This is a genomic window from Enterococcus infantis (assembly GCF_049166715.1).
In the GTDB taxonomy this organism is placed as follows: Bacteria; Bacillota; Bacilli; order Lactobacillales; family Enterococcaceae; genus Enterococcus_C; species Enterococcus_C leclercqii.
The window spans coordinates 1-26,296 of sequence record NZ_JBMHFB010000011.1 but is presented as its reverse complement, the minus strand read 5'-3'; the positions used below and the strand labels follow the sequence as shown (position 1 = coordinate 26,296).

Genomic DNA, 26,296 nt, shown 5'->3' with positions numbered 1-26,296 from the left:
TAGACGCTCCGTACTGAGCGTCCGATTCCTACTATATTTAAAACAACGACTACCTAGGTATTTTAAATATTATAATCAAATTCTATTTTATCTAATAATTGAGTGGGATAAAGCAAGTCTCCTTTACTCGTAAAATAACCCACCTCTGAGAAAAGAAATAAATTATTTTTTGCTCTTGAACAAATTACGTATAGTAGTTTTCTCGCTGAACTAATTCCTTTATCAGAAACATTAAAAATTTCATTCCAATGAGGAATTTTCCCGTTTAGAAGATTAATAGCGATAACAGTATCATACTCATTTCCTTTAACTTTATGTGCTGTAGTAAGTGTGATACCATCTCGAGATTTAAACATCTTCTTAAAACTAGATACACTACTAGATAATGAATTATTTTTTATCCGATCTTCTACTTCGTTAATAAAAAATAGATAGTGCTTAAAAATAGACGGGTAATTTTTCTCGTCAATATTAAGATTAACAAATATATGTTTGGTAACAAATTTGTATAAATCAACACCGTTGTCGTCTCCACTATACATTCTTTTCACACTGTTTATTAGCTGTAATAAATCTAAGTCAATAAAATAATCTTTAACTTCTATTCCAAATTCATTTTTTAATATAATTAAAATATCGTTTGCAATTAGCTTTCTTCTTCGAACCTTTTCACCTGATTCAGTAAAGTACAAAATTGCTAACTTGAAAAATAAACTATGATTATTTACCTTAATTGGTGATATATTTATAGCATCAAAATTGCAATACGGTAATTCTTTCTTTAAATACTCACCCAGTGAAAACAGAGGATAGTGTTGAGGAGCAAGTACACAAATATCTTTTTCATGAATGCCGCTTTCAATCTTTTCCTTTATTATATTTTTTATTATGTTGGGTAAATCCTCCTTAGTAACTTTGCAATCATAACTTATAAAACCACGGTCGTTTTTATTATTCCCTCTGCTTTCAATCTCGTAAGGACAACTCTGAAAATTAGAGTAGAAGTCTACTAATCTCTGATTAGACCTGTAACAGCCATGTAGCGTCTTTGATTGAAAAGTGTGACTAGTTAGCATTTCTAGTTCTTCAACTGATTTAGCTATACCATCTAATGATCCATAAATTGCTTGGTCAATATCTCCAACAAACATTGACTGAATTTGAGGGTTGTTTTGAAGTAATTTAGCTATTACATTGTATTGTAATTCTCTAGTATCTTGAAATTCATCCACATAAATCGCCCTTATATTACTAGCAATATTACGTGCAACGTTACTGTTTACAGTTAAAATTTTATACGCTACTAGTAAAATCATATCAAAATCAATTTCTTTATTTTTTTCCAACATAGTGTGATACATTTCAGAAACTTGAGTATACTGAACTTCATTAATTTTAAAATCATGAGAAAGTGACAAATCAATTTTGTTCAGTTCATACGTTTTGAGATTTAAATTCAGCATATTATTAATTTGGCTGACGTAAGCTCTTTGAGTATAATCATCAATAATTGTAAATCCTTTTGATACTCTTGAGAGATTCATTTTAAAAGGATAAATAATAAATTCAAGACAAAACTGATGTATTGTCCCCACCCAAATATTAATATCATCATCTATACTAAGTAAACTTAGGCGTTCCTTAATTTCTTCAGCAGCTCTATTAGTGTATGTGATAGCAATTATTCTTTTTAGTGATCCATCGTGTTTAATTGCTTGGTAAGCAATTTTCCTTGTAAGTACCCTTGTTTTCCCACTCCCAGGACATGCATTTACATAAAGGTTATCTTCACTTTCCACAACATCTTTTTGTTCTAAATTTAAATCATTTACGATTTTTTCGAAGATATTTGTCATTTTGAAACCTCAGCATAAAGTATTTTTGTGTAATTTTCTATCTGATTGATTAGATACACAACATCCTCATCTTTACCAAAGTACTCTAATAAAGAAATTATTGCTATATTCAAATCAGCTGTATCACTTGTTTTTAAACTAGCTGATAAAGCTGACAATTCTGTAGTTTCCTCGTACAAGTCGATTGTATGGAGTAGAATTTTTTTATAAATTGAGAGATCTACTATTTCCTGACATGCAAAAGCAATAGCATTAAGAATATACTTAGGAATTTTGATTAAAAAGTCAATTTTTTCACCTAACTCAATTGCAAACCACCCCTTACCAACATGATTGGCTAGTTTTAACATCGCTAAATTTCTTTCTAAATATTGTTCACTTTGTATTTCTTCTTTATAAGCAGTTATTGTTTTTTTATCTTTGAATGCGTCATCTATAATTGGACTGACATAAGTTAGAATATTTTCTTTATTCACATCTAAAAACTCAATTTCAAATGTTGTATTAGCATAAAAACAATTAACCCAATTGTTTTCATTAAAAAGGGAGGATAATTTTTCTTTTCTTGCTTGACCTTTCTCTTGTGCAGTGCTTTTATACAATCGATGTTCTGATGGGATTGCCTGTTCATCTAAATCAGTTACAATAGCACACTTTCTCTGTATTCTATCATCGTCAAACAAGCTAGCGATATATTCAAACGAAGTACTACCAACATTAATCAAACCTATTCCAAGTTCGTCTAAGTTTATACCAAATAATTTTTTTACTATTTGAGGAATAAGTATTTCTTCAGCATCTCCTTCAACTAAGATAACACCTTTAGAAAAAAGCAATCCATTTCTTTTAACATCTAAATATCTCTCTACTGCGTTTATTAGATTTAGATTGTTCTTTTTTAACTTTTCTTTAGCAAATGAGTTCAGATTATTTGCTGGATTCATAACGATAGATTTGCCATTAAACGATTTTAATACATTCATCCGAGATATTTCAGACACTTCAGCTAAATGTACAGAATGTGTGGTCATGAGAATCTGAGTATAGTTTTTTTGAAGATTTAATCCTTCGAACAGAGTTTTTTGAATATGATGATGAATATGAGCTTCTGGTTCTTCAATCAACATAATATTAAGTAGTTCTCTTGAACGACACGCTTCAAATTCGACTATTTTCAAAGCTAAATAAATCATATTTAGATGTCCTAACCCTAGTAAGTCTAAGTCGATATTTTGTTCTGGCTTCATTGAAAGAAATTTTGCTAAAGAACCCATATCATCTGACATAGTTGAGGAAAGAAGAAGATTAGGAGAATACACTGAACCAATTATGCTATTTAGTTGCCGATTAATATTTTCGCCAATTTTCCTAATTTCAGGAACACTGGTAATAGTCTCATTTAATTGCTGTATAATTGTTTTTAATGACTCAACATTATCTGATGATATTTTTGATTCAATTGTTTCCATGATTCTTTTGACTGGGTTTCGATTGTTTTTCATTTCTCTAAGAACATCTCGAAGAGCGTCAACATAAACAACCGAAATATGCTTGAAAATATCTGACATGTCAATTCTTGAGCCCAACAGAGCTTCATCGTCTTCTTCAGGATTACTAGCTATATTGTCATTGAGTCTTCCTACCAATTTATCATAATTTTCATTGATACAGAAATTTAGATTTGATTTAGATGTGTAGTAAAATTCATAGTCGGATAGACGAATAGAATTTCTAAATTCGTTAAATTGATGAGAGTCTAATTCAGTGGAAATATCAAATAATTGCTTTCTAATAGCTTTGTTAGGTCTAATAAATAGAGAAATACTACCTACACCTTTATCTGCATTTGAAATTAATTCTTCTAAGATTGTTTGACTTTCAGAATTTAAAGAAATGGAAGCACAAATCTCATTGTCAAATTCTTCTTCGCTGATTCCTTCAAATGTCGCAGAGATAATAATCCAATGCCCTTGCCACCCATTTTGAATTCCATGAAAAAAATCTGATTCTTTTAGTGTTTTACTACTATAGTAATAACTATCATCTAATAAGATTCTCAATGCAGTAAGAGCATTGGTTTTCCCTGAATCATTCTCACCTATAATAGTATTTGTCTCATTATCGAATCGAAAGATTTCGGATTCATAATTTCTAAAATTTCGAATTTGAAGAGTAGATATAAACATAAGCAGATCTCCTAACTATTTAATTAATATGATTATATAGTAAGTTTATCATAAATTATGTTAGTAAAAGTTCTCATTATAAGGGAGCGTCAATAATTTTGTGTAAATGATTCTTCCCTACTGCAGATTGTTTCTAATTCTCAATCAGTTGGCTTAGCATTTGTTCGAGCTCGCCTTCGGCCTGTTGGAAACCTTTATGACTGCGACCTAGGAATTTTTGGTTGTAAGTATCAAAAGACGAGACTAAGAAACGTTCCATCGACTCTTCATTTTGGAACTGTTCCTTGCGGTGGCTGTATTTCTTGATTTGTTTATTAAAGGATTCAATCAAGTTCGTAGAATAAATACTCTTGCGTATGGCCAAGGGGAAATCATAGAAAGTGAGCAGGTAATCGTTCGAAAGAATTGATTCCACCATTTTTGGATAGCTGATTTTCCATTTTTCCGCAAAAGCACCACGTGCTTCCAACGCCACCTCTTTAGATGAGGCTTGATACACCATTTTAAAATCATCACAGACTTCCTTACGATCATCGACACGCACTTTGTGACTGATATTACGGGAAACGTGCACACAGCAATGTTGAAAACGAGCTTTGGGATAGAACCGACTAATCGCTCCTACCATCCCCTTTAAGCCATCCGTGATGAACAGGAGGACATTTTTCAAACCGCGCTCTTGAAGGTCCAATAAAATTTCCTCCCAAATCGTGATGGATTCAGTCGGTGCAATCGCATAGCTCAATACTTCCTTTGATCCGTCCGGGCGAATGCCAACTGCGATATGAATAGCTTCCTTGGCGACGGTTTTCCGCTTTAACGGAATATACGTTGCGTCCATATAAATAGCAGCATAACGGTCATGAAGCTCCCGCCCATTAAACGCCGTTACCTCTTCTGTAAATGATTTTGTTATATTGGACATGGTTTGGGGCGTGTAGTAATGCCCATACATTTTCTCAATCAAGTCTGCGATTTCCGACATGGTAATACCTTTTCGGAAGAGGTGAATGACGGTCTCCTCTAACGTGTCATTCGTCCGTCTATAAGCAGGAACAGTCTGTTGCTTGAACTCACCATTGCGGTCGCGCGGAATCTGGAGATGAAGTTCCCCATACTCGGTCTTGACCGTACGGTCATAGGAGCCGTTACGAGAATTACCCGTGTTAAAACCAATGCGATCATACTTTTCGTAATCTAGGAAAGCCGTTAACTCCGTTTTGAGAAGCGTATTGACTGCTTTCTCCAAATGGACACGGAATAATTCATTCAAATCGCCTTTGTTCGCTAGAGTCTTTAGAATTTCTGTAGTAAAATCGTTCATAGGGAAGTCCTCTCTTCTGTGAATGTGTTGTGGTAACTCTATTCTACAGAAGGGACTTCCTTTTTTCTATTTACACAAAATATTTTACACTCTCCATTATAACAATTGGGTTAAAAAGAAAATAGATAGTATTCTACCTCATATTTATTTGAAAGTAATATATAAAAGACGTTCAAATTCGAACGCCTCTCGTTAACCAAATATTGGATTCAGAATCTAGTTTTCATATATAAACAGAGTATGATTAGGTGCAAAAATTGCACTTTTATTGCACTTTTATTTTTATTTATAGTGTTTTACTGTTCTGTATATTGTTTTAACTCCCTTGATAGTATCGCATTCTGTTTTATACACTTTACGTTGAAAACAGAGTGGGAATAATGTAGTAACCTCCCTCGGTTGCGAAATGTTGATTTCATAGCTTTTTAGTTTCCTTAGAATAGATAAAAAGGACCTGTTTTAACTAGGTTCCCCGCCAAAAACCCGTCAGTGAAATCTGACGGGTTTTTTAGCATATGAATTCATCATAAGTTTAGGAAGACGGACTGCTGAGCTTATGATGAATTCAGAATTATTCTGTTCAATTCAAGTCAGATACGATAGATTAGAAAGTGGGGCACCACCTATTTGAATGATTCCAGTATAAATGAACAGACATGGTAATAAACGAAAGAAAAAAGCATTTGTGTAGATTTGTCGCGCGGTATATGGGGGATTCTTAATTTCAGCGCTAGGATTTCAATGCGTGTCTAGTGATAATAAAGTGCAGGAGGGATTTTCATGAAGATCGGAATTAAGCTGAAAGAGGCAAGGGTACAAAGAAAATGGACACAGGATTATGTGGCTTCTCAACTACAAGTGTCTCGCTCGACGATTTTAAGTTGGGAGGTGGGTCGTACCTATCCTGACTTAGAATCCCTTGTTCGGCTAAGTGATCTTTTTGAAATTTCTCTTGATACTTTATTAAGGGAGGACCATACCATGACAAAAGATTTGAGTAAAAATATCAAGAAGGGTAGAAAGCTAAAGTGGATTGTCGCACTAGTATTGATTATCTGTCTCCCCATTTCCTTTTGGGCAGGTCAAAAGTATAAGAATCAAAGGATCACGTATCTGTCCCCGACGATTGTAACCGCGACGAGTATTCCAGAAAAATTGACCAATGCCGAGCACATTGACTTATCCTTCGATGTTCCTCAAGGTCTCAAGTATCATGGATATACAGAGTTCATTGAGAATAGTGTTTTATATATTTCATTACTAGCTAATTTTGAAACAACTAATAAATCACATGCAGAAAAGGTGGAAATTGACCTTTCGGAACATAGTGATGCTGAGCTAAATAGCTTGAAAAATATAGTGATAGTTGATGGTGAATTTGGCGCACCTGATAAAACATTTGCTGACTTTGAACAAAATGAGATATGGCGCGTCGACTAGGAAGCATAGATATAATAAAGATGCTACAATATGTAGTATTACGAGATTTCTCTCAGCTACAAAACATAGCCGGCAAGCGCACCACCAATTTTTCCATTTTATACCCGCTGAGTCAGCCGTCTATTCGACTGACTTTTTAACTATTCTATAGGAGGCTGCTTATGAAGGAACTTTCAGCAACGAAAACTTTTGCTATTTGTGCATTAGCGGTTTGTTTTAATATTGTTTTTGGGACGTTTATTGCTTACGTGCGAATTCCTTTTTTATTCTTGGATGTTGTGGGCACGATTTTTATAGCAGCGAATTTCAAAATGTATTATGGTGTTTTGACCGCTATTGTCACGAGCCTGGTGATCAGTGTCGTGAGCGGGCCGTTATTTTTGCCATTTATCTTTGTTAGCATCACGATTGCAATCATCACAAATCTTATGGCACAAAAAGGCTTTGGCTACAAGCGTGCTTTTCTCACTGGCCTATTGCTGGCGTTACTTGGTTCACTGGTCAGCGCTCCGATTCGCTTAATTATGTTTGGTGGATTCTCCAATTCAATTACGGATTTTCTGATTCTTAGTTTGAAAGCCTCTGGACTAAAGATGATTACAGCAGCTTATTGGGGCGCAGTGACAGATAGTATTGTAGATAAAACACTGTCCTGCTTGTTGGTTGCTTGGATGATGAAACGTCCTGTTTTTAAGGGATATTTCAACCGCCATTTTTGAGACAGCTGCAGGCTTTTGGTATCAACAAAGTGCTTACATATTTCGCTGTCTTCGCGTGATAATCATAAAAAAACTCTTAGCTGCCAGGTACCGCTCTCCAAAAGTCTAACTTTGGGGGTCACTACACTACTGCTAAGAGTTTTTTTATCTTTATGTAGCTGCGGTCATTGTGATTGCACTATCTTTTTGAATCTGACGGGATTGTGTCAAACACACTTTTCAATCACTATCCAAATCTCTTACATGTTCTTGTTTACCGTCTTTGTAGACCTCATACCCATATAACTCCAGAGCACCGATCATTTCATTGATGGTGTATTCCTTCATGGATGCTGGCGAAAGCACCTTGATCATATCTCCTTGGGTCAACAGCCACATCTTGGTACCATAGCCGTCGTTCACCTGCATTTCCAATGTGTACACATTGCCTTTCTGACTGATGATTTTGGAGTCGGGGAAGCGATCCAGGACATACACCGGATCAAAATAGAATTCCACTCTCATGGTGATAGGACGTCCAAAATATGAAAATCTGCCAGTTTGATTTCTGAGCAGTCCACCTTCATAACGTTCGGTATATTCTTTGTGCTGGGCCGAACTTGAAAGTTTCTTCAGATCCTCCATATTGTTGATTCGGAACTTGTTCATATCGGACAAGGTGGCGTTGTCTTTGCCACGATGATTGTCTGAAATCATGTATAAATACATATCCGAGAAATAAAGAGCCTCCGGAGTCCGTCTGAGGGTTTCGGTAGCGCCATTTTTAGAATAGGTGAATTCCACCATGCGATTTTCCTGAATTGCCTCACAAATCAACTGGACGCGATCCAATAAATCGGGTTGTGCCACCCCTTTGTAATGAAACTCTTCATTCAGCAAGAAACGCTGTAAGGTTTCCGGCTGGTGAGCCATGGACATCAGTTTGCCTCGCAGGCTATCTAATTCGTGACGATTGAATACCCGGCTGCCATAGAGGATTTTCAATAAAATCAACAGCTCTTCGTCAGTCAGCCTTTCTAAATCAAAAAATTCGCCTTGATCCTTTAATTGATAATTTCCTTTTCCGTCTCGCTGGATTGACACAGTCTCCCGAATGGTTTTTCCTGCGATATCCTCAGAAAGAACATCCTCGATAATTGCGATATCCCTTTGAATTGTGGACTCCTTTTTGCCGAACTCTTCCATTAACTCTCGCTTGGTGATTTTTCGACCACTCAGCAGTCGGATAAAAATCATCAATAGTCTTTGCTGCCCGTTCATTTTGCACCTTCTCTATCGCTTATTGTTACTCCCATTATAAGGAAAAAATCTAGAAAAGACACGACCTCTTGTTTCAAGGAAATGCTGGCTAATGTGGTTTTTCTACTTCCAATATATAGTTTCTATTCATGCTTTCTACAATTATTTAAACATCCCTTGCATCCGCACCAGATGAATTCTTTGCTTTAGAAGATACTAGTCACCAATTTGGTTCCAATTTGGACTTTCTTGATATAATGACAACGATTCCTACAAAAAATCAGTTAGTTTGACTTGTTTATTCTGTGGAGATAAGGCTGGCAAAACCTGAAATCAACGGAGCTTCTGCATGTCGCAAGCAGCTCTTTCCCTTGATTTGACAGCTGGCAAGCAATGCTTGCTTGGAAACCGCCGAATCTTCAGCTAAGGTAAACAAACATCTGGGAAAGGAGAAGGATGATGGAATTTGGAGAACAAATAAAAACACTACGTATTAAAAATAACTTAACACAAGAACAGTTCGGTACTCGCCTGAATGTCACCCGACAAGCCGTTTCAAACTGGGAGAATGATCGAAATCTTCCTGACCTAGAAATGTTGATTCTAATTGCAGACGTTTTTCACCTTTCACTTGATGAATTGATTTTAGGAGGAACTCATGTGAATAATAATTTAACAGAAAAACTGATCAAAGACGGGAGTACTACAAGAAGGGCCAAGCTTAACCTGATTACGACTGCCATTGGTGCTTTTTTACTACTGTTGGGACTAGCTCTCTTATTTATTAAAGGGCACTCGGTGGAATATATTGATGCTGCCGGTTTTCTGCACGAAAATTTTTATCTGCTGCCTATTGGTATGCTCTTTTTACTTGCAGGAATCATCACCATCTCTGCCACTGGTGTATCTTATGTAGTAACACTTTTTAGAAAAAAATCGTAATATCGCGGGGACTTCTCTACCTCATTCTTCTTTGATAAAGCATTTCATTGCTAGTCGCTTCACAAAAAAAGGCGAAGCTCAGAGTACCTACACAACGATGGTTGGGTTTGTGCGCTAAGCTTCGTCCTTTTTTCATTCAAGCGGTGGGGCTTGCTGTTTTCCCCGCCCAAAATCCACCATATTTCCTCGAAAACGCAGTGGCAGGTGACTGCGCTGGAGAGTGGGGTTGCTGCGTTCCTTGATGGTCACGGCTGCTAAAAAGGTCTGCCAATGTTCTTGGACCTGTACTTCATTGGCGTCTTCTGGTGATAAAGGACAATCGAGATCCTCAATAAATGAAGTCGCCCCGTGATCGATGACTGCCAACAATCGATGGGTTTCGTCATAGATAAGCAGTTGTTCATTGGGATAGCGCTCTGCAAAATGTGGACAAAGATACGGGAGTGACTGATGTTTCGGCGCGATTTTACTGAAAAGGATAGCCCCGACATATTCAAAACGAACAAAGCCGGTCAGCAGATGTACTTCTCCTAAAAGCGACTGGATCGCTTTTTGCAGTGCCAGCACTTGGGGGTGGCCGATAAAATTGGTTAACGAGTCCCGACTCTCCAATGCAATGGCGATTGCTGTTAACAGCGCTCTTTCTTTATCCAACAACGTGCTGTTGAAGCCATCTCGGATAAAAGCCTGATTATCCGGGGTCAATTTCTGCTGTAGGCGTCGCCAGATTTGCTTTCCACGGCTTTCATCAGTGGCCAGCCATTCACTGGGAAATAGACTGATAGCAGTTGTAGCAGGATTTAGAATTTCTGCTGGCAGAATTTTTTGGGAAAAAGCGCGGTCCACGACAGTCATCATCCCCCAGAAACTGCCGTCGTATTCCCACAAGACATCCTGCTCTTGCAATTGAATCATGAGCTTCCCGCCTTTCCACTCATCTGATGATGTGCCAGTTTTTCCACATCAAACAGGCTCAACTGTTCACTTGTCGTCTGGGTATTCAAGTTTTTCAAGGTATTGTATTGCTTGGAGGAGACTAAAGACGCGATAATCCACTCGGGGTCGCGGATCAACCCTGCCAGCTGTTGCTGATTGCAGGAAACAAAATACTGGGCACGTTTGACCACCACACCCAAACGTTTTAAGTCGGATAATTGTAACTGGTAGTATTTTCTGGCCTTAATGATATTTTTGGCACTTTTCGGCCCGATTCCAGGGATGCGCAATAGCCGCTCATAGGAGGCAGTTTGCACATCAACAGGGAACTGCTCATAATGTTGCACCGCCCAGTTTGCCTTAGGGTCTAGGTATAAATTGAAGTTAGGCTTCTCTTCTGTCAGGATTTCATCGGCAGAAAATTTGTAAAAACGCATCAGCCAGTCTGCTTGGTACAACCGGTGTTCCCGCAATAATGGCGGATCGGTCGTCACCGCCGGTAGCAGTGAGTCATTGTTCACCGGAATATAGGCAGAATAATAGACCCGTTTCAAATCATATTTCCCGTAAAGATTCGCGGCAATTTTTACGATGGCCCGATCAGTTTCCGGAGTTGCTCCGATAATCATCTGAGTAGACTGACCGGCTGGCACAAAGGTCGGACTTTTGCGGAGCGCTGGTAGCAACCGTTGCTGCTGTTTGACTGTTGCGATTTGTTTCATCGGCTTGTACAGCGCTAAAGGATCTTTGTCCGGCGCCAGTAATTGTAAGCTTTCCCGTGAAGGCAATTCCACATTCACACTCATCCGGTCCGCCAAAAAGCCCAGCTCCTGGATCAGCCGCTCATCTGCTCCCGGGATAGCCTTGACGTGAATATAGCCTCGAAAGCCCTTTTCATGACGAAGAATCCGCAATGTCTCAATCAGCAGTTCGCAAGTATAGTCCACATTTTGGATAATAGCAGAACTCAAAAACAGGCCTTCAATGTAATTGCGCATATAAAAATCCATTGTCAAATCGGCAACTTCTCTTGGCGTAAAGGCTGCCCGCGGAATGTGATTGGACTTGCGATTGATACAATAGTGACAGTCAAAGATACACGCATTGGTCAACAGCAGCTTCAGCAAAGAGACACATCGCCCATCCGGAGTAAAGGAATGACAGATACCGGCCGCCGCCGTACTACCGACTGTTCCTTGGCGATTGTTTTCAGTCACCCCACTGCTGGAACAGGAAACATCATATTTGGCTGATTCAGCCAGGATCTCAATCTTCTTTGATAATTCCATCTTTCCACCTCCAACAGAACATACGTTCGCAAATTGATTGTAGCAAAAATACGCCAATTCGTCAAAAACAGGCGGCCACCACATATATTTTGCCTGCCAAAAAAGACCATGCCGCGATTGCAGCATAGTCTTATGACAGTTTTATTAGTGACAAGCCCTCCGTTTGTGGCCACTGACAGCCACCCGCCAAGATTCTCAGCCTTTCATTGCCACCGCTTCTTTACTAAAGAGGGCGTCAATTCCGGAAACTTTGATTAATTGTTCGTACTCGGCTGTTTCGATTGCCGCGACTTGAGCTCCCTTTTCTTGCGGAGTCACTTGCCGAAGATTCTTTTCAGTCATCACGACATTTTGAAAAGAAGAAAACGTCAGCACGTATTTTGCAATGGTTGCCATGGAAAGATCGATTTTCTGATTTTCTTCTTGCTGCAAAAATTCCTGGATGGCTGATTCCCAGATGCCTGGATTTCCTTTTCTGTCCTTATAGGAGCGGATGATAAATCTCGGTGGAACAAGGTCTGCAGTTTCACTTCGGTGTTCATACTCATAGATCCGTTTCAAGATGACAGAAATTACAAAGCGACTGGAGGCTTGCTTACAGACTGAAGCAATCTCCTTTTTAGGAAGAGTGATGGTCTTACTGCGGTAAGGAAATAAATCCAGCGTTGCGATTTTCAACTCGCGGATTTTCTCTTTGAATTCTTTGCCTTCAGCCTCCGACTTATTTGCAATATCTGCTAACCTGTCAACTGCCACGTCAAAAAAGTGATCTTGGGTCCCAATAGGTGTAAATAATCCTCGGAAGTATTTGTCAAAATAATAGTATTCCTGCTTTGCTGATTTCAAATCCGCGATTCCGTCCGTTTTCATACGGGTCAACAAGGGAACTTCATCATAGCGATTGGTTTCATCAGCCAGCTCTTGATATAGCTTGTTCCGTTGATCATCCCACACATACGCTTTCAATCGCGCTAAATCAATTGACCAATTTTCATTTGGATCACGAAACTTGCCATTTTCATCATAGATTTCCAGAAACTCTGCCACCGTTTTAGGAGGCACCAGATCTCCACCGTCTTGCTTTATCGCCGACCAGATTGTCAAATCCATATCATTGTAAGTTCCGCCTGGATTAAGCAGCACGAGAATCACTGAAGACTGCTCAAGCGAACCACTGTACAACGCCGGAATGCCGAATTTATAAGAAGCACTTTGCTTGGCATAACTCGGTAATGATTTCAAGTTATCTCCGGGTGCTTCCCAAGAGAATCCTCCCTCAGGTTCAATACCAGTCTCAACTGCACGTTTGTAAGACTCACAGGCAGCTGTGATAAACGGCTTTGTGTCACCATCAGCGCCCTTTACCAATGTCATAAAAGGATTGTAGTCATTCATCTGACTCCAACTGCCCTTTATGATCCATTCTGCCAATGACAGAGTGTCTTGCGTCTTACTTGCCGCTTCAAACATCCAATCTCCTCTTTTCCGATAATCATTTATACCTGCACATCAGCGAAAGGCGACTAGTCGTTTGGATGACCTTATGTAAACAATAATAACTTGCCAACGAACAGCAAATTTTTTGGAAACCTGCCGCCTATCAAACTCCACAGGTCTATTCTGATTATAAAAAAAGAGATAGTCACAATATGACTACCTCCTAATTGGATGAAATAATTCTGGCAACTTCAGCCCCCTGAACCCCCTACCATTTGGCATTGTCTAGTAGCACAGTCGGACTAGTTTTAAAATTTAAAAATCAGCCACATTTTCTTTGGTAATTTTTTTATAGGGCAGGTAAATCTGGGGTCCGGCTGCTGTGAGTCGGCTCTTTTTTCCTAACGCCAAATCAGCTGCTAGTTCAGCCATTGCCGTAGCTTGACCATCCTTATCATTGTAGACGGTACCGGCTAGTAAGCCATCTTTTACTGCCTGCAAGCCTATTTTAGTCCCATCAATTCCGAAAAACACCGGAATGCTAGATTCGGTGCGATTGAGTTTAGCATAAGCATCTAATCCGCCAAGGGCCATTTCATCATTGTTGGAGAGGACCAGCTCGATATCATTTTGATATTGGCCAATGAGCTGCATCATTCGATTTTCTGCCTGAGCCCGGTTCCAATTGGCGATGCCATACCCCAGTTTCTCCAATTTGATACCGGCATTTTTCAAGGTATTGACACTCTCTTCGGTTCGAATAATGGCATCTTGATGTCCGGGTTCTCCTTCTAAAATTACATACTGGATTTTGCCATCTTGATTGCGATCAATTTTAGGATTTTCAGCGATTGCCGCAGCAGCCAACTCACCTTGCATCTTACCAGACTCTTGGGCATCCGCTCCCACATAATACAATTTATTCCATTGCTTTAAATCCTCAGCTACCGGCTCACGATTGAAAAAAATCACCGGTACGTCACGTTCTTTAGCCTGTTCGATAATAGAAGAAGTGTTGGTCCGATCCACCAGGTTTACCAGCAGAACATTACAGCCAGCACCCAGCAATTCCTTAACCTGCTCGTTTTGTTGTCGCTGAGAATCCGAAGCATCTCGAATGGTCATCACTGTCTCAACTTCTTTTTCTTTACCCAACTCCTTTAACTTTTCTTCCATACTATCCGTTAGCTCATTCATAAACCGATCACTTTTGTCGTATCGTGTGACCCCCACCTAGACCTTCTGAAACGGCTCCACACAATTCTTGGCCCCGATGCTCGTGATAAACCGCAAATTACAGTCAAGCTGTCACTCACAGTTTACCGAACTTGTTATTCTCTAATTGATTCACAAGCACCAGTAAAACCATAATTATGCCCCAGCCAGCTACTGAAGGTGTCGTTCACATGCAGACGCTACCCCACATGCAGTTCTCTGATGAACTTCTTGTACTTTCATACAAGCACAGACTATCTCTTCTCCATACCAAATTACTTTGGGTTAGGCGAAACCACTTCCACGGGCTTTTCCGTGTACTTCCCTCAAGAGGAATAGTCGTTGAACGTTCTCATTTCTGAGCTTCGCTGCTGATCACCGATTGTTTTTGACAAGTAGGTTTTAACCTTATGTCATCTCAGCTGTTTTTTCTGTTTTCACCGCCGTCACGCTTAGGTTTGGCTATCCTTACGTTGTGGCCAGCTGAGCTTTACGGCTTTCCAGCAATTCAGTTTCTTTGTTGGATAAGAAATTACTTATCACTATCTGCCAGTTTCCCGACAGACTTACTCGTCGCCTGTCTCTACCGAAATACAAATATCGTTACTTGTTGCTTCCGGAAAAGTTACGGCAGTCAATAAATTTTGGGGGTGTTCGGAGTTGGTGAGCTGGCACATGCAGCTAATGAGAAAACTGCCAAAAGGCTGAATATCAGCCATACTGTCCTTTTGACTCTCACAGTTAGGGCTCCTTTCTCAATTTTGATTCATAGTAAACAGCAGCTTCTGATTGTCCTCAGTGAATAGGTTTTCTCCACGCAAGACTTGATAGGCTACGGTTTTACTGTCGATTTTTCCCAAATGAAATTGTAACAGCTGTGTTGCCTTACCGACACTCAGATAGCCCATACTGAAAATATCAGGAACTATCAGCGCTTTTACTAAACCGGTATCCAGATAATAGACAGCTTCCGTGGAGTGCGCGATACCATAAGCTACAGCATTTTTCAGATTACTGTTTTTGTGACTTTCTGCATAAGCAGCCACGCTTTTATCGTCCAACGCTGCCACCAAATCTACTGGTGCCAATGCTTCTGGAACCCCATCTTTTTTCATTTCATCACTGATTTTGCAGCGCCATTTTATCACTACACCTTTGTCCGCCAACGCCGTTTCAAATCCTTCTTCTTTGGAATCATCTGTCTCTTCGCAGATGATTCCTAAAGTTTTACCCTCAAGATCACCAGCATAGTCTTGTAACAGCTCTTCTGCCAGCGCCTGGCCCATCACTAAATTATCAGGAGCGACACTAGTCACAGAGCTTTTATTAGATGTAGGAGCGCTGCCAATCATCACCACTGGAAGTTCTTGCTCAATCTTGGCAAGCATTGCCGTTTCCTCTTCTCCTACTGCCGGACCAACAATAACTGCGTCTGCGCCATTGGCTACTTCCTGATCAATGAACTTTTTTTGCTTTGCAGCAGTCATGGTCTCACCAGTATCTGTAACGACTACTTCTACATTGTAATCAGCAGCAGCCATTTTTAAGCCGTAGCGCAGAGAAGCCCACCGACTACTATCAGAATCAGGCAAGATAACCGCAACTTTCCCCACACTGGCATCAGGATCTGCCGTCAGCATCAGAAGCGCTAAGACAACAGCCATCCCCCCTAACACTAATTCCAGCAAAATAAAGATTTTATGGTTCTTCATCTGGTTCCACCTGCCCTTTTTCTTCAGCTTTCAATACATCATCATTGAAACGGAAACCTTGCTCTAGCCGTTTGCGATTTTCTTCGGTATACGCTACCGCAGGGATCACAATGGTGACAGTCGTGCCTTCATCCAGTTGGCTTTGTACTCGTAATCCATAGCTCTTACCGAAAAATAGTTGCAGACGTCTGTTAACGTTTACTAACCCAACACCGGAGCCCATCTTGGCAACCTTTTCATCATCAGTCAACAACGAGGCCACCTGCTCTTTGGTCATACCTACTCCATTGTCTATTACCGAAAGTCGAATCTCATTTTCTACCAGACGACCAACGATCCGAATCTCACCACCTTCATCAAGACCTGTCAGCGCGTAGTTCAAACTATTTTCCAAAATCGGCTGCAAAACCAGCTTAACAATTGCTTGGTTTTCGACTTCTGGATCAATATCGAAACTCACTGAGACACTTTCTTGGTAGCGCTCCATCTGGATATTTAGATAGCTTCTGGCATGCTGCAGCTCATCAGCCACACTAATCACCGTTCGCCCTTTTGAAAGGCTAATTCTGAACAGCTTCGCCAATTGCGTTACCATGAAGACTGCCTTGTCGTTGCGTTCTCCTTCAATCATCCAGGTGATAGATTCTAGTGTATTGTATAAAAAATGCGGATTAATCTGGCTTTGCAGGGCATCCAATTCACTTTTCCGTCGCTCATTATGCTCCGAAATCACTTCCTTCATCAATAATTCGTTTTGTTCATATGACATTTGAATCGAATGTCCCAAGTGACGGATTTCCGAGGAGCCACCGATATAAATTGTCGAGTTTTCTCCAGCTTCATATCCTACTACCGAGTCATTCAATTTTCGCAGTGGACTGGATACTCTCAGGGCAATCAACCGATTCACCAGTAAAAGAACCATTGCCATCAAGACCACATAAAAGGCCAAAACTAAGCCCACCCGAAAACGATCTTGCAGAAAAGTTTCTTTTGGAATGACCCCCACCAATTTCCAACCGGTATAACTGATATCATTGACCAATACCGTACGTTTGATTCCTTGAAAAGAATTGTCGTAACTGCCTTCTTTATATTCAGCAGCGGCTGCTGTATCTTCACGCAGCAGCCCTTTTTCAATCTGAATCTGTTTCGGATGGTAGATAATTTTTCCGTTTGCATCACATAAATAATAATATTTCAAATTCTTCGGTAGATTGATCTGCTCCATCATATGTGAAACACGATAGTAATTCATATCCACCAACAGCACACCTAGTTGACTATCGCCATTGTTGTTGAGTTCCACAGCGCGACTTAATGAGATCACCCAATCATAGTGCATGCTACCATTATCAAAGAGATTCTGGATGTGGGGAGTGGAAAAATGAATGTTCTCCATCTTCGAAAGTGCTTGTTGAAACCATTCCTGATTGGTAATATTAGGGTCTTCTTTTTGAAGAGCGACTGGTTCAGCGGCAATCAAGCTACCGTAGTTGTTGTAAATAGCCACACTAGCCAGATTATCTTTACTGCTTTCGTAGAGTAGATTCATACCGTTATGGATGATTTGATCTTGAGTGGCAAAGTCATTTTCTTTGATTACATCATAGTAGACCATGTCAGAAATTTGGCGCATCTGCATTAGATAACTTTCGATGGAATCCCGAGTTTGGCGCATCAATTCCTGGGAAGCCTCGACTTCCTTTTCCTGTGCCAGCCGAGAAAAGCGCGTGTACAAAAGCCAACCAGTGATCAACGTAATCAAAATCGTCAAGGCGGAAAAGACGAGCATCAAGATTGACTGTAATCCCATGTCAGAGAACTTTTTCTTATACTTTTCCCACACGTTCAACATTCCCCGTCCGATAGTTTAGTGGTGACAATCCAAAGCGTCGTTTGAATACATAACTGAAATAATTGGGATCTGTGTATCCGACTTTTTGTCCGATAATGTAGCTTTTTTCAGCTGTTTCTAAAAGCATGCGTGAAGCGTGGTCTAAACGATAGTCCGTCAGATAGCCGATAAAAGTCGTCCCCGTCTCCTTTTTAAACATCGATGAAAAATAAGAGTTGGAAACACCGAGAAAGTGACAGATATCATCTAAAGATAGCGTCTCATCGTTATAGTGGCTACGGACATATTCTTGTGCTTTTAATACCAGTGATTTCGTCGTATGGCTGCGGGCTGTTTTCAGCTGTTCATACAGCATTCCCGTCGTCTCTAGCAACCAGTTTCGCAATGATACCGGTTCCATTTCCGGCAATCTTGTGTAGAGCTCTTTGATGTTGTCTGTCAGTGCTTCAGCAGTCAAGTTATTATTTACCGAGAAGCGGTACAAGGCCCCGATGAGTTCTGAGATGACCACCGTGTGTTGAGAAAAACTCATAGTGGTTTCATTCAAATGCTCCAAGTAAACACTCGCTGCCTGCTCCACTGCTGCTTTTGGGCCAACATGGATCTTTTTCAACAATTCCCCCAATTCGCCTTCATTGGAGAGGGTAACATTTTGCATTTCCTGGGGAGCCACCTCATTGATATTCAACACACGAGAGGCGCCGTAAATTGAACGATAGGACACCGCCATGCGACCACTGCTGTATGAATTTCCCAAATCCAAAATCGTCGTACACACTTGTCCCATTCCAATGGTCACTACTGCATTGAGTTTACGCAGTACATAGCGACAAAAGCGGTCGCACTCGTCGGTCAACTCTGGAATGGCTTTTTCATCAGCCAGTTGGGCCAGCATCACAGTTTCTCCCAAATAAGAAAAATAGACGCCTTGCCACTTGTCGTCAAAAAAATCGGTGGCTTGCTTTTGCACAGCCGCTGTCAGCAAAAGCGGATTCATTTCGGTAGTCAGTCGGCTCAATGACGTATGCAAAACCAAGCAGCAGTATAAAGGCCCCTTCAAGGGAATTTGATAGCTAGTCAAAAAGCGCGGGAGGTCGGCTTCTTTGACGCGACCTTCCAAAAGAGTGGCATAAAAGTTCACCTGCATCAGCGGCAATGATTCCTGATAGTATTGCTGTAATGTCTCGATATTACGACTCTCGGCAGCTTCTTTATCCAATTTTATTTTTAGCTGCGTGAAGGCCTCTGTCAATTCTACTGAGCTAGCGGGTTTCAATATGTAATCCCCCACTTCCAGACGCAGTGCTTCTTTCACATATTCGAATTCATCAAATCCCGAAAAGATCAGCAATTTGGTCGCTGGATAGTCCGCCTTAACCTGTTGAAATAGTTCCAAGCCATTCATATAGGGCATTTTGATATCTGTCATGATTACATCCGGCTGTTCTTTTTCCACGATGTCCAAAGCTTGAACCCCATTATTGGCAGTACCGATTACGCGAAAACCCAGTGCTTCCCATGCAACTTTTTTGGTGATGACTCGTAAGACATCCTCTTCATCATCCACTAAAAGTAATGTGTAGTTACTCATTTTGTCACCTTCCCACTTTTTTTAGTTTATCGTTGCACATTTTTTTGCAACTATTTTAAGAAGCGCTTCCATTATGGACCCTTTTATAAAAAATAGGAAGAGGTCATCTGCCTTTTCTTTGACCACACTAACAAAAAAGGACCATGGTATGCGCCATAGTCCCCTTTTTGAACCGTTCAGTTCCAACGGCTATTTCTTTTGAACATATTTCAAGCAGTCCAAGGTAACAGCTACAAGGATAATGACCCCAGAGAAGACGAACTGCAAGTTCGTATCAATCCCTAAGATAGTCAATGCATAAGTCAGCGCCGTGAAAATCGTGACACCGACAACAACACCGGAGATTTTACCAATCCCACCAGTGAAAGAAACGCCCCCTACCACACAGGCTGCGATAGCATTCATTTCCCAACCTTGCCCATAAGCTGCAGAGCCAGAACCTACCATGCGGGCACATTCTAACCAAGAACCGAAACCATACAGGATGCCTGCCAAAACAAAGGCGCCGATGGTTACAGCAAACACTGAAATCCCTGAAACGGCTGCAGCTTCAGGATTCCCCCCGACAGCATACAAGTTTTTACCAAAAGTGGTTTTATTCCAGATAAACCAGACGATCACGATAGCAGCTACTGCCCACAAAATGATGGAAGGAAATCCGTTCAATTTTGGAATAATCATATTGGGAATTGCTGGATCAATTGCCCCAAAAGAAACCCCTTTAGTGGCATACGTCACCAGTCCAAAGATAATCAGCGTATTGGCCATGGTCGAGATGAAAGGATGCATCAAAAACTTCGCGGTAAAGAACCCGGCAATCGTCGTAAAAATTGTCGATAAGATAATAGTCACCACTAATGCCAAAACCACACGAGCACCCAAAGACATTTTACTGAAGTCGAAGATATGACCGAAAACACCCCCGGTATTGATTCCTTGGTGCATGATGATAGTCGAAGCAGTCATCCCCATCCCTACCATCCGCCCGATGGACAAGTCGGTCCCCGTCAGTAGAATCAAGCCGGCAACCCCCAGCGCCAGAAACATTTGCGGTGACGCCTGTTGTAGGATATTCAAGATATTATTATAGGTCAATAAAGGTGTCCCTTTGACAATCGGCGTGATGATTGCCAAGATAATGAAGACAATAATGATGGCAAAATACAAACCATTACGCAGCAAGAAATCCCGTCGGTTGAAGGTATAGCGATAGTTTTCCCAACGTTGTTCGATGGTTTCTTTGATGCTGAATTTTGACATTCGTAAGAGGTCTAACAGATGATACTTATGGATAAATGCTTCATGTTCCCGATCTTTAACTCGCTGTTTTTCAGCTTGGTAATCCATCTTGATGTCAAAGAGACGGTTTTTAAAGACATATTTTTCTTCTTTGATTTCTTGATGATCGGATAGTTTGGCAAGTGCTGCTTCTCGTTCAGCATTTAATGAACGAATCCGATCTTGGTAATTTTTTTTCGCAATGACTCGTTCCTGTTGAGCACTCTCTTTGACTGGCAAAAAATATTCTTTATCAAAGTGTTCATTCAAATAATTCTCTGCTTGGCTGATTAGAGCAGCTACTTGGGGTTTATTCTGTTCTTCAACTTTTTTTGCTGTCTCCAACTGTTGCTTGTAGTCGGCGATTTGTTGACTCTTTTCCTCTTTTGTCAAGCTGCGGTCTCGTTTAGTCGTCTCAATCAGGCTCAATAATGAAATTACGCGGTCGGTCCCCTCTAATCGCAGGGCGTTGATCTGATTTTGTAAGCCACCAACATAGTCATCGATAGGTTGACGTAGTTTTAGCTCCGCTTCGGCTGTCAGCAGTTTTCCTTTTTCCGTTGCCATACTCTGATATCTCCTTAAATTATAAGTATTTCGCGCTGAGGCGTAACAATTCTTCTTGATTGGTATCGGTGGTATTGACGATACCGGAGAGTCGGCCGTTTGACATCACGCCAATACGGTTGGTAATCCCCAAAATTTCCGGCATTTCCGAAGAGACCACAATAATCGTCTTTCCTTGTTTGGCCATATTAATGATCAATTCATAGATCTCATATTTCGCCCCTACGTCGATCCCCCGCGTTGGTTCATCCATCATGAAAACTTGCGGATTACGCTCCAGCCATTTTCCGAAAATCACCTTTTGCTGGTTTCCCCCTGACAAGCTGGCGATAGCATCGTGAGGACCCATCGCTTTGGTCCGCATGACTTTAATTTCATTGACCGTCGCTTTTTCCATCTTCTGGTTGGACAATGCCACTCCGGCTTTGTATTGCGGCAGATTTGCAATTGTCGTATTGAAGACCAAATTCCCTTTTTCAAAAATTCCGTTGGCTTTACGCTCTTCTGTAATCAAAGCAAATCCGTGTTCCATCGCTTCTTTCGGACTGTTGAAGTTCATCAGTTTTTCGTTGAAATAGACCCGCCCAGCCGCTCGGGTTCGAATACCAAAAATCGTCTCTAATAGTTCTGTCCGACCCGCACCAACTAATCCGTACAAGCCGAAAATTTCACCACGGCCGACATCGAAGGTCACATCCTGAAGTTGCGGTGCAAATTTAGTGGAAAGGTGTCTCACAGACAAAATACTCGTTCCCGGTGTATTATCTACCGGTGGAAACCGATTTTCCAAGGAACGTCCCACCATGGCTGCAATTAATTCATTCATATTGGTATCGTTGGTCGCTTTGGTCGCAACTAATTTCCCGTCTCGCAAAATGGATACTTCGTCGCAAATTTCAAAAATTTCGTCCATCTTGTGGGAGATGTAGACGATGGAGATGCCTTTTTCTCGCAACATCCGCATCATATCGAACAATTTTTCCACTTCTTGCACGGTCAACGAAGAGGTAGGTTCATCTAACACGATAACTTTTGAATTGTAAGAAATCGCCTTAGCAATTTCGCACATCTGGCGCTGAGAAACCGACATAGTACGCATTGGTTGCGTCAAGTTGACGGTAATTCCCAGCTTCCGAAACAACTCGGAGGCTTCTTTACGCATTCGTTTTTCATCCACCATCCCTAACGAATTAAGGGGGTAGCGTCCCAAGAACAAATTGTCGACTACATTGCGTTCTAGGGCTTGGTTCAATTCTTGGTGGACCATTGCAATCCCATTTTCCAGCGCATCCTTAGGTCCTGTAAAATTGACTTCTTTATTTTCCAAGAAGACGGTTCCTTCGTCTTTTTGATATGTACCAAAGAGGCACTTCATCATCGTCGACTTACCGGCACCGTTTTCTCCCATCAGCCCCATAACCGTTCCCCGCTTTACATCTAGATTGATGCGATCTAACACGCGGTTGCGGCCAAAAGACTTGCTCATTCCTCGTATCGATAATACGATATCATCTTTGTTTTCTGTCATGATGTCTACTCCTGTAAAGAACTTTGAGATAATCCGACTATTGGACTTCTGTCGCTGGCCATTCTTTATGGCGATACAGGCGGCGTAAGTTTGGTGGTCGGTAGCTATATTCGACTGATGCATCTAGCCCACCAAATCAGGTGAGACTGCGGCTAAATGGCTAGCTCTTTGACTTTTCTAATCAGCTGTTACCAGATGTTTCCTTAAAATTGGGGCTGCAACAGCTTTTTTGTCGCAACCCCGAATCCCCTTATTGATCTTATTGGTTAAGAATAGAGGTGTAAGAAGCGCCGTTATCTGTTTTAACCATGTTGATTGCAAAAGCATCGTACTCACTTGGGTTGCCCAAACGGTTGGTGATATTAGATTCTGTTTGACCGTCACCAGCGATATATTCCACTTTTAAGTTCAGCAGATCATCATAAGCTTCCAACAGGGGTTGGTAGGTAGAACCTAAGAAATTGTCGGAAGAGTTGTAGATATTCAACCAAACTTTCTTTTCAGGCGATTTGGTTTTGTCCAATTGATGAGAAACTGGTTCGTAAACTTTAGTAGAATCGGTGAAATCTTTGTAGTTGTCAGCAGTAACAGCGACATTCAACGCGTAGTATGAACGTTGATCGGCATTGTAAGTGTACACATCTGAACTCAACACATTGCCCGCTTCGTCTTTGGTACCGATACCGGTATCAATATCGACACCGTCCAAAGCATTACGCAATACCCGCAGTGTCAAGTAAGCTTGAACGTCTGCGTGTTGGCTGATAGTTCCACCATAACCTTCTCCAATGGCTGCCACAGCATCACTGTTAGCATCGTAGCCAAATGTCGGTACTTTGTTGTCTTTAGACCAAGAGTTGAAGATGGACATCCCCATCCCATCATTGTTGGAAGCGATCACATCAATCTGCTCAGCAAAAGATGATGCCCAAGTCCCGATAGCATTACCGGCAGTCGCTGCATCCCAAGTAGCACCAGAGTTATTTTTCATTTCCTGTGAAGCCAGTTCGCGGATCTTATAGGATTTCCCGTTAACTTCTAAAGTACCATCTTGTACAACTTTGGATTTGCCATCCACATTCGTCCCAATCGGTTCGCTATTCACACTGCCACCTTGATCTACACCTGTGCCCAATGCTTTACGCACCCCTCTGGTACGAGCGATAGAGTCGTTATGACCTACGTCACCGATAGCTAATACATAACCGATGACCCCATCACCGTTGCGATCGATCTTATCGATATTTTTTTCGATATAGTCTTTGATCATTGTTCCTTGTACTTCTGCCCCCTGGGAAGCATCAAATCCGACATAGTAAGTATCTTTATTAAAATTAAGAGCAGTCATATCCAGTTCACCAGTAGAGGAGTTGGAAGGCTGGCGGTTGAACCAAACCAGTGGCTTGTCCTTGTTGGCAACTTTTGAAGCGGCTGCATCGCCACCACCTTTTGAAGCATCCGTCCCACCTTCAGAACCGGAACTGCAGGCTGTTAGACTGACCGTCAACCCCAAAGCTAAAGCCAAAGCAGCAAACGCATTTCTCTTTTTCATATTCATTTTTTCCTCTCTTTCAGCACATTGTATGCGCTTTATTTATTGTCAGTATAGCGATTGCGGAAATAGTTAAACATAGAATTTTTTTCGCTAATGATTGAAATTTTTATGGTCTATCATATTTTTCATCAAAAAAACGCTTTGAACCCCTGATAAATTCCTCATTCTCACCACCTTTGTGTAAAATTTTATTTTGTTCATTACCCTGCATTTTTTTTGCGGCACAAATATTCGCTTTTTTCTCAGATCCATAGTAAAATCGCAGTAACTTATCAAAAGTAAGTGATTTTCCAATAAAGAAGGAGGAAATCGACAATGAAAAATATCGGTTTTTTGAGTTTTGGTCATTGGATGGATCAGAGCTCATTAGTCAAAACTGCCGAAGAAGCGTATCTGCAATCCATTGACTTGGCGGTTGAAGCTGAAAAGTTGGGGATTGACGGCGCTTGGTTCCGGGTGCATCACTTTGCCCCTCAGATTGGATCACCATTTCCACTGATGGCAGCTATCGGTGCCAAAACGAGCAAGATTGAAATCGGTACCGGCTTAATCGACATGCGCTATGAAAATCCTTATATGATGGCAGAAAATGCCGGTTTGACGGATATAATCACTCAAGGACGCGTGCAATTGGGCGTGGGCCGTGGGTCACCGGAACAAGTGTTAGATGGCTGGAAGTATTTCGGCTATGACTACAGCGAAGAAGAAATCAAAGAAGTTACCCGAGAACGGACGCTGGAATTCATGGAACTTTTGCAAGGCAAGCGCTTTGCTGAACCAAATCCGATGCCGATGTTCCCACAAGCTCCTGGTAAACTACGCATCGAACCTTATTCAGAAGGTCTAAAACAACGAATCTGGTGGGGTGCCGGTTCACAAGAAACTGCCATCTGGGCAGCTAAACACGGCATGAACTTGCAATCCTCAACCTTGGTGAATAACGAATCCAATGAACCTTTCCACATCCAACAAGCAAAACAATTGCGAGCCTTCAAACAGGCTTGGAAAGAAGCCGGTCACGACTTCGAACCCCGGACACTGGTTACTCGTTCGATTCAACCCATCACCACTGATTTTGACCGTCGTTTGTTTGGCGGCGATGACGATTCCAAATACGACCAAGTAGGTTTCTTGGCTTATCACCGCAATCCGACGATTTTCGGTCGTACCTTTGCCGGTGAACCGGATCAATTGGTTAAAGAATTGGCACAAGATGAAGCATTGAAAGAAGCCGACACGGTTTTAATCACGATTCCTAACACATTGGGAGTAGATTATAACGTGCATCTGATGGAAACCTTTATCAAAGACGTAGCTCCCGGTTTAGGCTGGCGCTGATTACAACTCCGTATTCGGAGAACTTCCCCGAAACAGCAAAAGCAATGAAAGCTTCAAATTAATAAAAATGCCGACAGTCGTGCACTCACAGCGTCAAGCTTTTGATTCTGTGAGCCGCTTTCTGCCGGCATTTTTGGTGTAAAAAGTACGAAAAAAAAGGGCTCTTCGTCAAATAGTGTTGGTGAGTTCAAATTGAATGAGTGAATGAGCTCAGGCAGGAAAAAATTCTTGCCTGAGCGCTTTTTTATTTTTCGCTCTTTCTTAAACAAAAATCAGTCCTTGGATG

At 41.1% G+C, this 26,296-nt stretch carries 18 protein-coding genes; 4 read left to right on the top strand and 14 right to left on the bottom strand.

The genetic code is table 11. The features are described from left to right. Nucleotides 1–62: 62 nt before the first annotated feature. From ACOMA8_RS12690 to ACOMA8_RS12680, 3 genes are all read right to left on the bottom strand, one after another. The gene (locus ACOMA8_RS12690) at nt 63–1,856 is read right to left on the bottom strand and encodes an ATP-dependent helicase (RefSeq protein ID WP_000181735.1); all 1,794 of its coding nucleotides are present in this window, start codon (nt 1,854–1,856) and stop codon (nt 63–65) included. Continuing rightward, complete coding sequence (locus ACOMA8_RS12685; RefSeq protein WP_000470931.1) at nt 1,853–4,042, bottom strand: ATP-dependent nuclease; 2,190 nt, start codon at nt 4,040–4,042, stop codon at nt 1,853–1,855. Before ACOMA8_RS12685 ends, ACOMA8_RS12690 begins: the two co-directional genes overlap by 4 nt. 133 nt (nt 4,043–4,175) lie before the next feature. Beyond that, nucleotides 4,176–5,366 (bottom strand): IS256-like element ISLgar5 family transposase, encoded by a 1,191-nt coding sequence (locus ACOMA8_RS12680; RefSeq protein WP_113845101.1) that lies wholly within the window; start codon nt 5,364–5,366, stop codon nt 4,176–4,178. 780 nt (nt 5,367–6,146) lie between these two features. Between ACOMA8_RS12680 and ACOMA8_RS12675 the strand changes: the two genes are divergently transcribed. Continuing rightward, nucleotides 6,147–6,806 (top strand): helix-turn-helix transcriptional regulator, encoded by a 660-nt coding sequence (locus tag ACOMA8_RS12675; protein ID WP_421371217.1) that lies wholly within the window; start codon nt 6,147–6,149, stop codon nt 6,804–6,806. A gap of 161 nt (nt 6,807–6,967) precedes the next feature. After that, nucleotides 6,968–7,525 (top strand): ECF transporter S component, encoded by a 558-nt coding sequence (locus ACOMA8_RS12670; protein WP_421371215.1) that lies wholly within the window; start codon nt 6,968–6,970, stop codon nt 7,523–7,525. Nucleotides 7,526–7,744: 219 nt separating this feature from the next. Here ACOMA8_RS12670 and ACOMA8_RS12665 read toward each other — a convergent pair whose 3' ends face one another. Continuing rightward, the gene (locus tag ACOMA8_RS12665; protein WP_421371213.1) at nt 7,745–8,785 is read right to left on the bottom strand and encodes a helix-turn-helix transcriptional regulator; all 1,041 of its coding nucleotides are present in this window, start codon (nt 8,783–8,785) and stop codon (nt 7,745–7,747) included. Nucleotides 8,786–9,223: 438 nt separating this feature from the next. Between ACOMA8_RS12665 and ACOMA8_RS12660 the strand changes: the two genes are divergently transcribed. Next, the gene (locus ACOMA8_RS12660; RefSeq protein ID WP_421371211.1) at nt 9,224–9,706 is read left to right on the top strand and encodes a DUF3955 domain-containing protein; all 483 of its coding nucleotides are present in this window, start codon (nt 9,224–9,226) and stop codon (nt 9,704–9,706) included. A 132-nt stretch (nt 9,707–9,838) separates the two neighbouring features. On the opposite strand, the gene ACOMA8_RS12655 is transcribed toward ACOMA8_RS12660, so the two are convergent. The 10 genes from ACOMA8_RS12655 to ACOMA8_RS12610 form a co-directional block, all read right to left on the bottom strand. Further along, on the bottom strand, nt 9,839–10,621 hold the full coding sequence (locus ACOMA8_RS12655) for a TIGR03915 family putative DNA repair protein (protein ID WP_421371208.1): 783 nt from the start codon (nt 10,619–10,621) through the stop codon (nt 9,839–9,841). Next, nucleotides 10,618–11,931, bottom strand: coding sequence for a putative DNA modification/repair radical SAM protein (locus tag ACOMA8_RS12650; protein ID WP_421371206.1), 1,314 nt, complete (start codon nt 11,929–11,931; stop codon nt 10,618–10,620). Before ACOMA8_RS12650 ends, ACOMA8_RS12655 begins: the two co-directional genes overlap by 4 nt. A gap of 195 nt (nt 11,932–12,126) precedes the next feature. Then, nucleotides 12,127–13,401 (bottom strand): hypothetical protein, encoded by a 1,275-nt coding sequence (locus ACOMA8_RS12645; protein WP_421371204.1) that lies wholly within the window; start codon nt 13,399–13,401, stop codon nt 12,127–12,129. Nucleotides 13,402–13,683: 282 nt separating this feature from the next. Continuing rightward, nucleotides 13,684–14,601, bottom strand: a complete 918-nt coding sequence (locus ACOMA8_RS12640) for a galactose ABC transporter substrate-binding protein (RefSeq protein ID WP_421371202.1) — start codon at nt 14,599–14,601, stop codon at nt 13,684–13,686. 737 nt (nt 14,602–15,338) lie between these two features. Beyond that, nucleotides 15,339–16,295 (bottom strand): sugar ABC transporter substrate-binding protein, encoded by a 957-nt coding sequence (locus ACOMA8_RS12635; RefSeq protein ID WP_421371200.1) that lies wholly within the window; start codon nt 16,293–16,295, stop codon nt 15,339–15,341. Next, complete coding sequence (locus ACOMA8_RS12630) at nt 16,282–18,111, bottom strand: histidine kinase (protein ID WP_421371198.1); 1,830 nt, start codon at nt 18,109–18,111, stop codon at nt 16,282–16,284. Before ACOMA8_RS12630 ends, ACOMA8_RS12635 begins: the two co-directional genes overlap by 14 nt. A gap of 16 nt (nt 18,112–18,127) precedes the next feature. After that, complete coding sequence (locus tag ACOMA8_RS12625; RefSeq protein WP_161898739.1) at nt 18,128–19,744, bottom strand: response regulator transcription factor; 1,617 nt, start codon at nt 19,742–19,744, stop codon at nt 18,128–18,130. Nucleotides 19,745–19,933: 189 nt separating this feature from the next. Beyond that, nucleotides 19,934–21,589 carry an ABC transporter permease subunit gene (locus ACOMA8_RS12620; protein WP_161898740.1) on the bottom strand — a complete coding sequence of 552 codons (1,656 nt, stop codon included), beginning with the start codon at nt 21,587–21,589 and terminating at the stop codon, nt 19,934–19,936. Between the two features lie 19 nt (nt 21,590–21,608). Continuing rightward, nucleotides 21,609–23,117, bottom strand: a complete 1,509-nt coding sequence (locus tag ACOMA8_RS12615; RefSeq protein WP_161898741.1) for a sugar ABC transporter ATP-binding protein — start codon at nt 23,115–23,117, stop codon at nt 21,609–21,611. Nucleotides 23,118–23,376: 259 nt separating this feature from the next. Further along, nucleotides 23,377–24,669, bottom strand: a complete 1,293-nt coding sequence (locus tag ACOMA8_RS12610) for a substrate-binding domain-containing protein (RefSeq protein ID WP_161898742.1) — start codon at nt 24,667–24,669, stop codon at nt 23,377–23,379. A 318-nt stretch (nt 24,670–24,987) separates the two neighbouring features. Between ACOMA8_RS12610 and ACOMA8_RS12605 the strand changes: the two genes are divergently transcribed. Beyond that, nucleotides 24,988–26,010, top strand: a complete 1,023-nt coding sequence (locus tag ACOMA8_RS12605) for an LLM class flavin-dependent oxidoreductase (RefSeq protein WP_421371194.1) — start codon at nt 24,988–24,990, stop codon at nt 26,008–26,010. The last annotated feature ends 286 nt before the right edge of the window (nt 26,011–26,296 follow it).

Excerpts from the sequence above, each read along its gene's own strand:
- ACOMA8_RS12645 (WP_421371204.1), bottom strand. The coding sequence starts at position 13,401 with ATGTTTGAAGCGGCAAGTAAGACGCAAGACACTCTGTCATTGGCAGAA.
- ACOMA8_RS12630 (WP_421371198.1), bottom strand. The coding sequence starts at position 18,111 with ATGGGATTACAGTCAATCTTGATGCTCGTCTTTTCCGCCTTGACGATT.
- ACOMA8_RS12615 (WP_161898741.1), bottom strand. The coding sequence starts at position 23,117 with ATGACAGAAAACAAAGATGATATCGTATTATCGATACGAGGAATGAGC.
- ACOMA8_RS12655 (WP_421371208.1), bottom strand. The coding sequence starts at position 10,621 with ATGATTCAATTGCAAGAGCAGGATGTCTTGTGGGAATACGACGGCAGT.
- ACOMA8_RS12620 (WP_161898740.1), bottom strand. The coding sequence starts at position 21,589 with ATGGCAACGGAAAAAGGAAAACTGCTGACAGCCGAAGCGGAGCTAAAA.
- ACOMA8_RS12675 (WP_421371217.1), top strand. The coding sequence starts at position 6,147 with ATGAAGATCGGAATTAAGCTGAAAGAGGCAAGGGTACAAAGAAAATGG.
- ACOMA8_RS12605 (WP_421371194.1), top strand. The coding sequence starts at position 24,988 with ATGAAAAATATCGGTTTTTTGAGTTTTGGTCATTGGATGGATCAGAGC.
- ACOMA8_RS12625 (WP_161898739.1), bottom strand. The coding sequence starts at position 19,744 with ATGAGTAACTACACATTACTTTTAGTGGATGATGAAGAGGATGTCTTA.
- ACOMA8_RS12650 (WP_421371206.1), bottom strand. The coding sequence starts at position 11,931 with ATGGAATTATCAAAGAAGATTGAGATCCTGGCTGAATCAGCCAAATAT.
- ACOMA8_RS12610 (WP_161898742.1), bottom strand. The coding sequence starts at position 24,669 with ATGAAAAAGAGAAATGCGTTTGCTGCTTTGGCTTTAGCTTTGGGGTTG.
- ACOMA8_RS12680 (WP_113845101.1), bottom strand. The coding sequence starts at position 5,366 with ATGAACGATTTTACTACAGAAATTCTAAAGACTCTAGCGAACAAAGGC.
- ACOMA8_RS12660 (WP_421371211.1), top strand. The coding sequence starts at position 9,224 with ATGGAATTTGGAGAACAAATAAAAACACTACGTATTAAAAATAACTTA.
- ACOMA8_RS12670 (WP_421371215.1), top strand. The coding sequence starts at position 6,968 with ATGAAGGAACTTTCAGCAACGAAAACTTTTGCTATTTGTGCATTAGCG.
- ACOMA8_RS12685 (WP_000470931.1), bottom strand. The coding sequence starts at position 4,042 with ATGTTTATATCTACTCTTCAAATTCGAAATTTTAGAAATTATGAATCC.
- ACOMA8_RS12690 (WP_000181735.1), bottom strand. The coding sequence starts at position 1,856 with ATGACAAATATCTTCGAAAAAATCGTAAATGATTTAAATTTAGAACAA.
- ACOMA8_RS12665 (WP_421371213.1), bottom strand. The coding sequence starts at position 8,785 with ATGAACGGGCAGCAAAGACTATTGATGATTTTTATCCGACTGCTGAGT.
- ACOMA8_RS12635 (WP_421371200.1), bottom strand. The coding sequence starts at position 16,295 with ATGAAGAACCATAAAATCTTTATTTTGCTGGAATTAGTGTTAGGGGGG.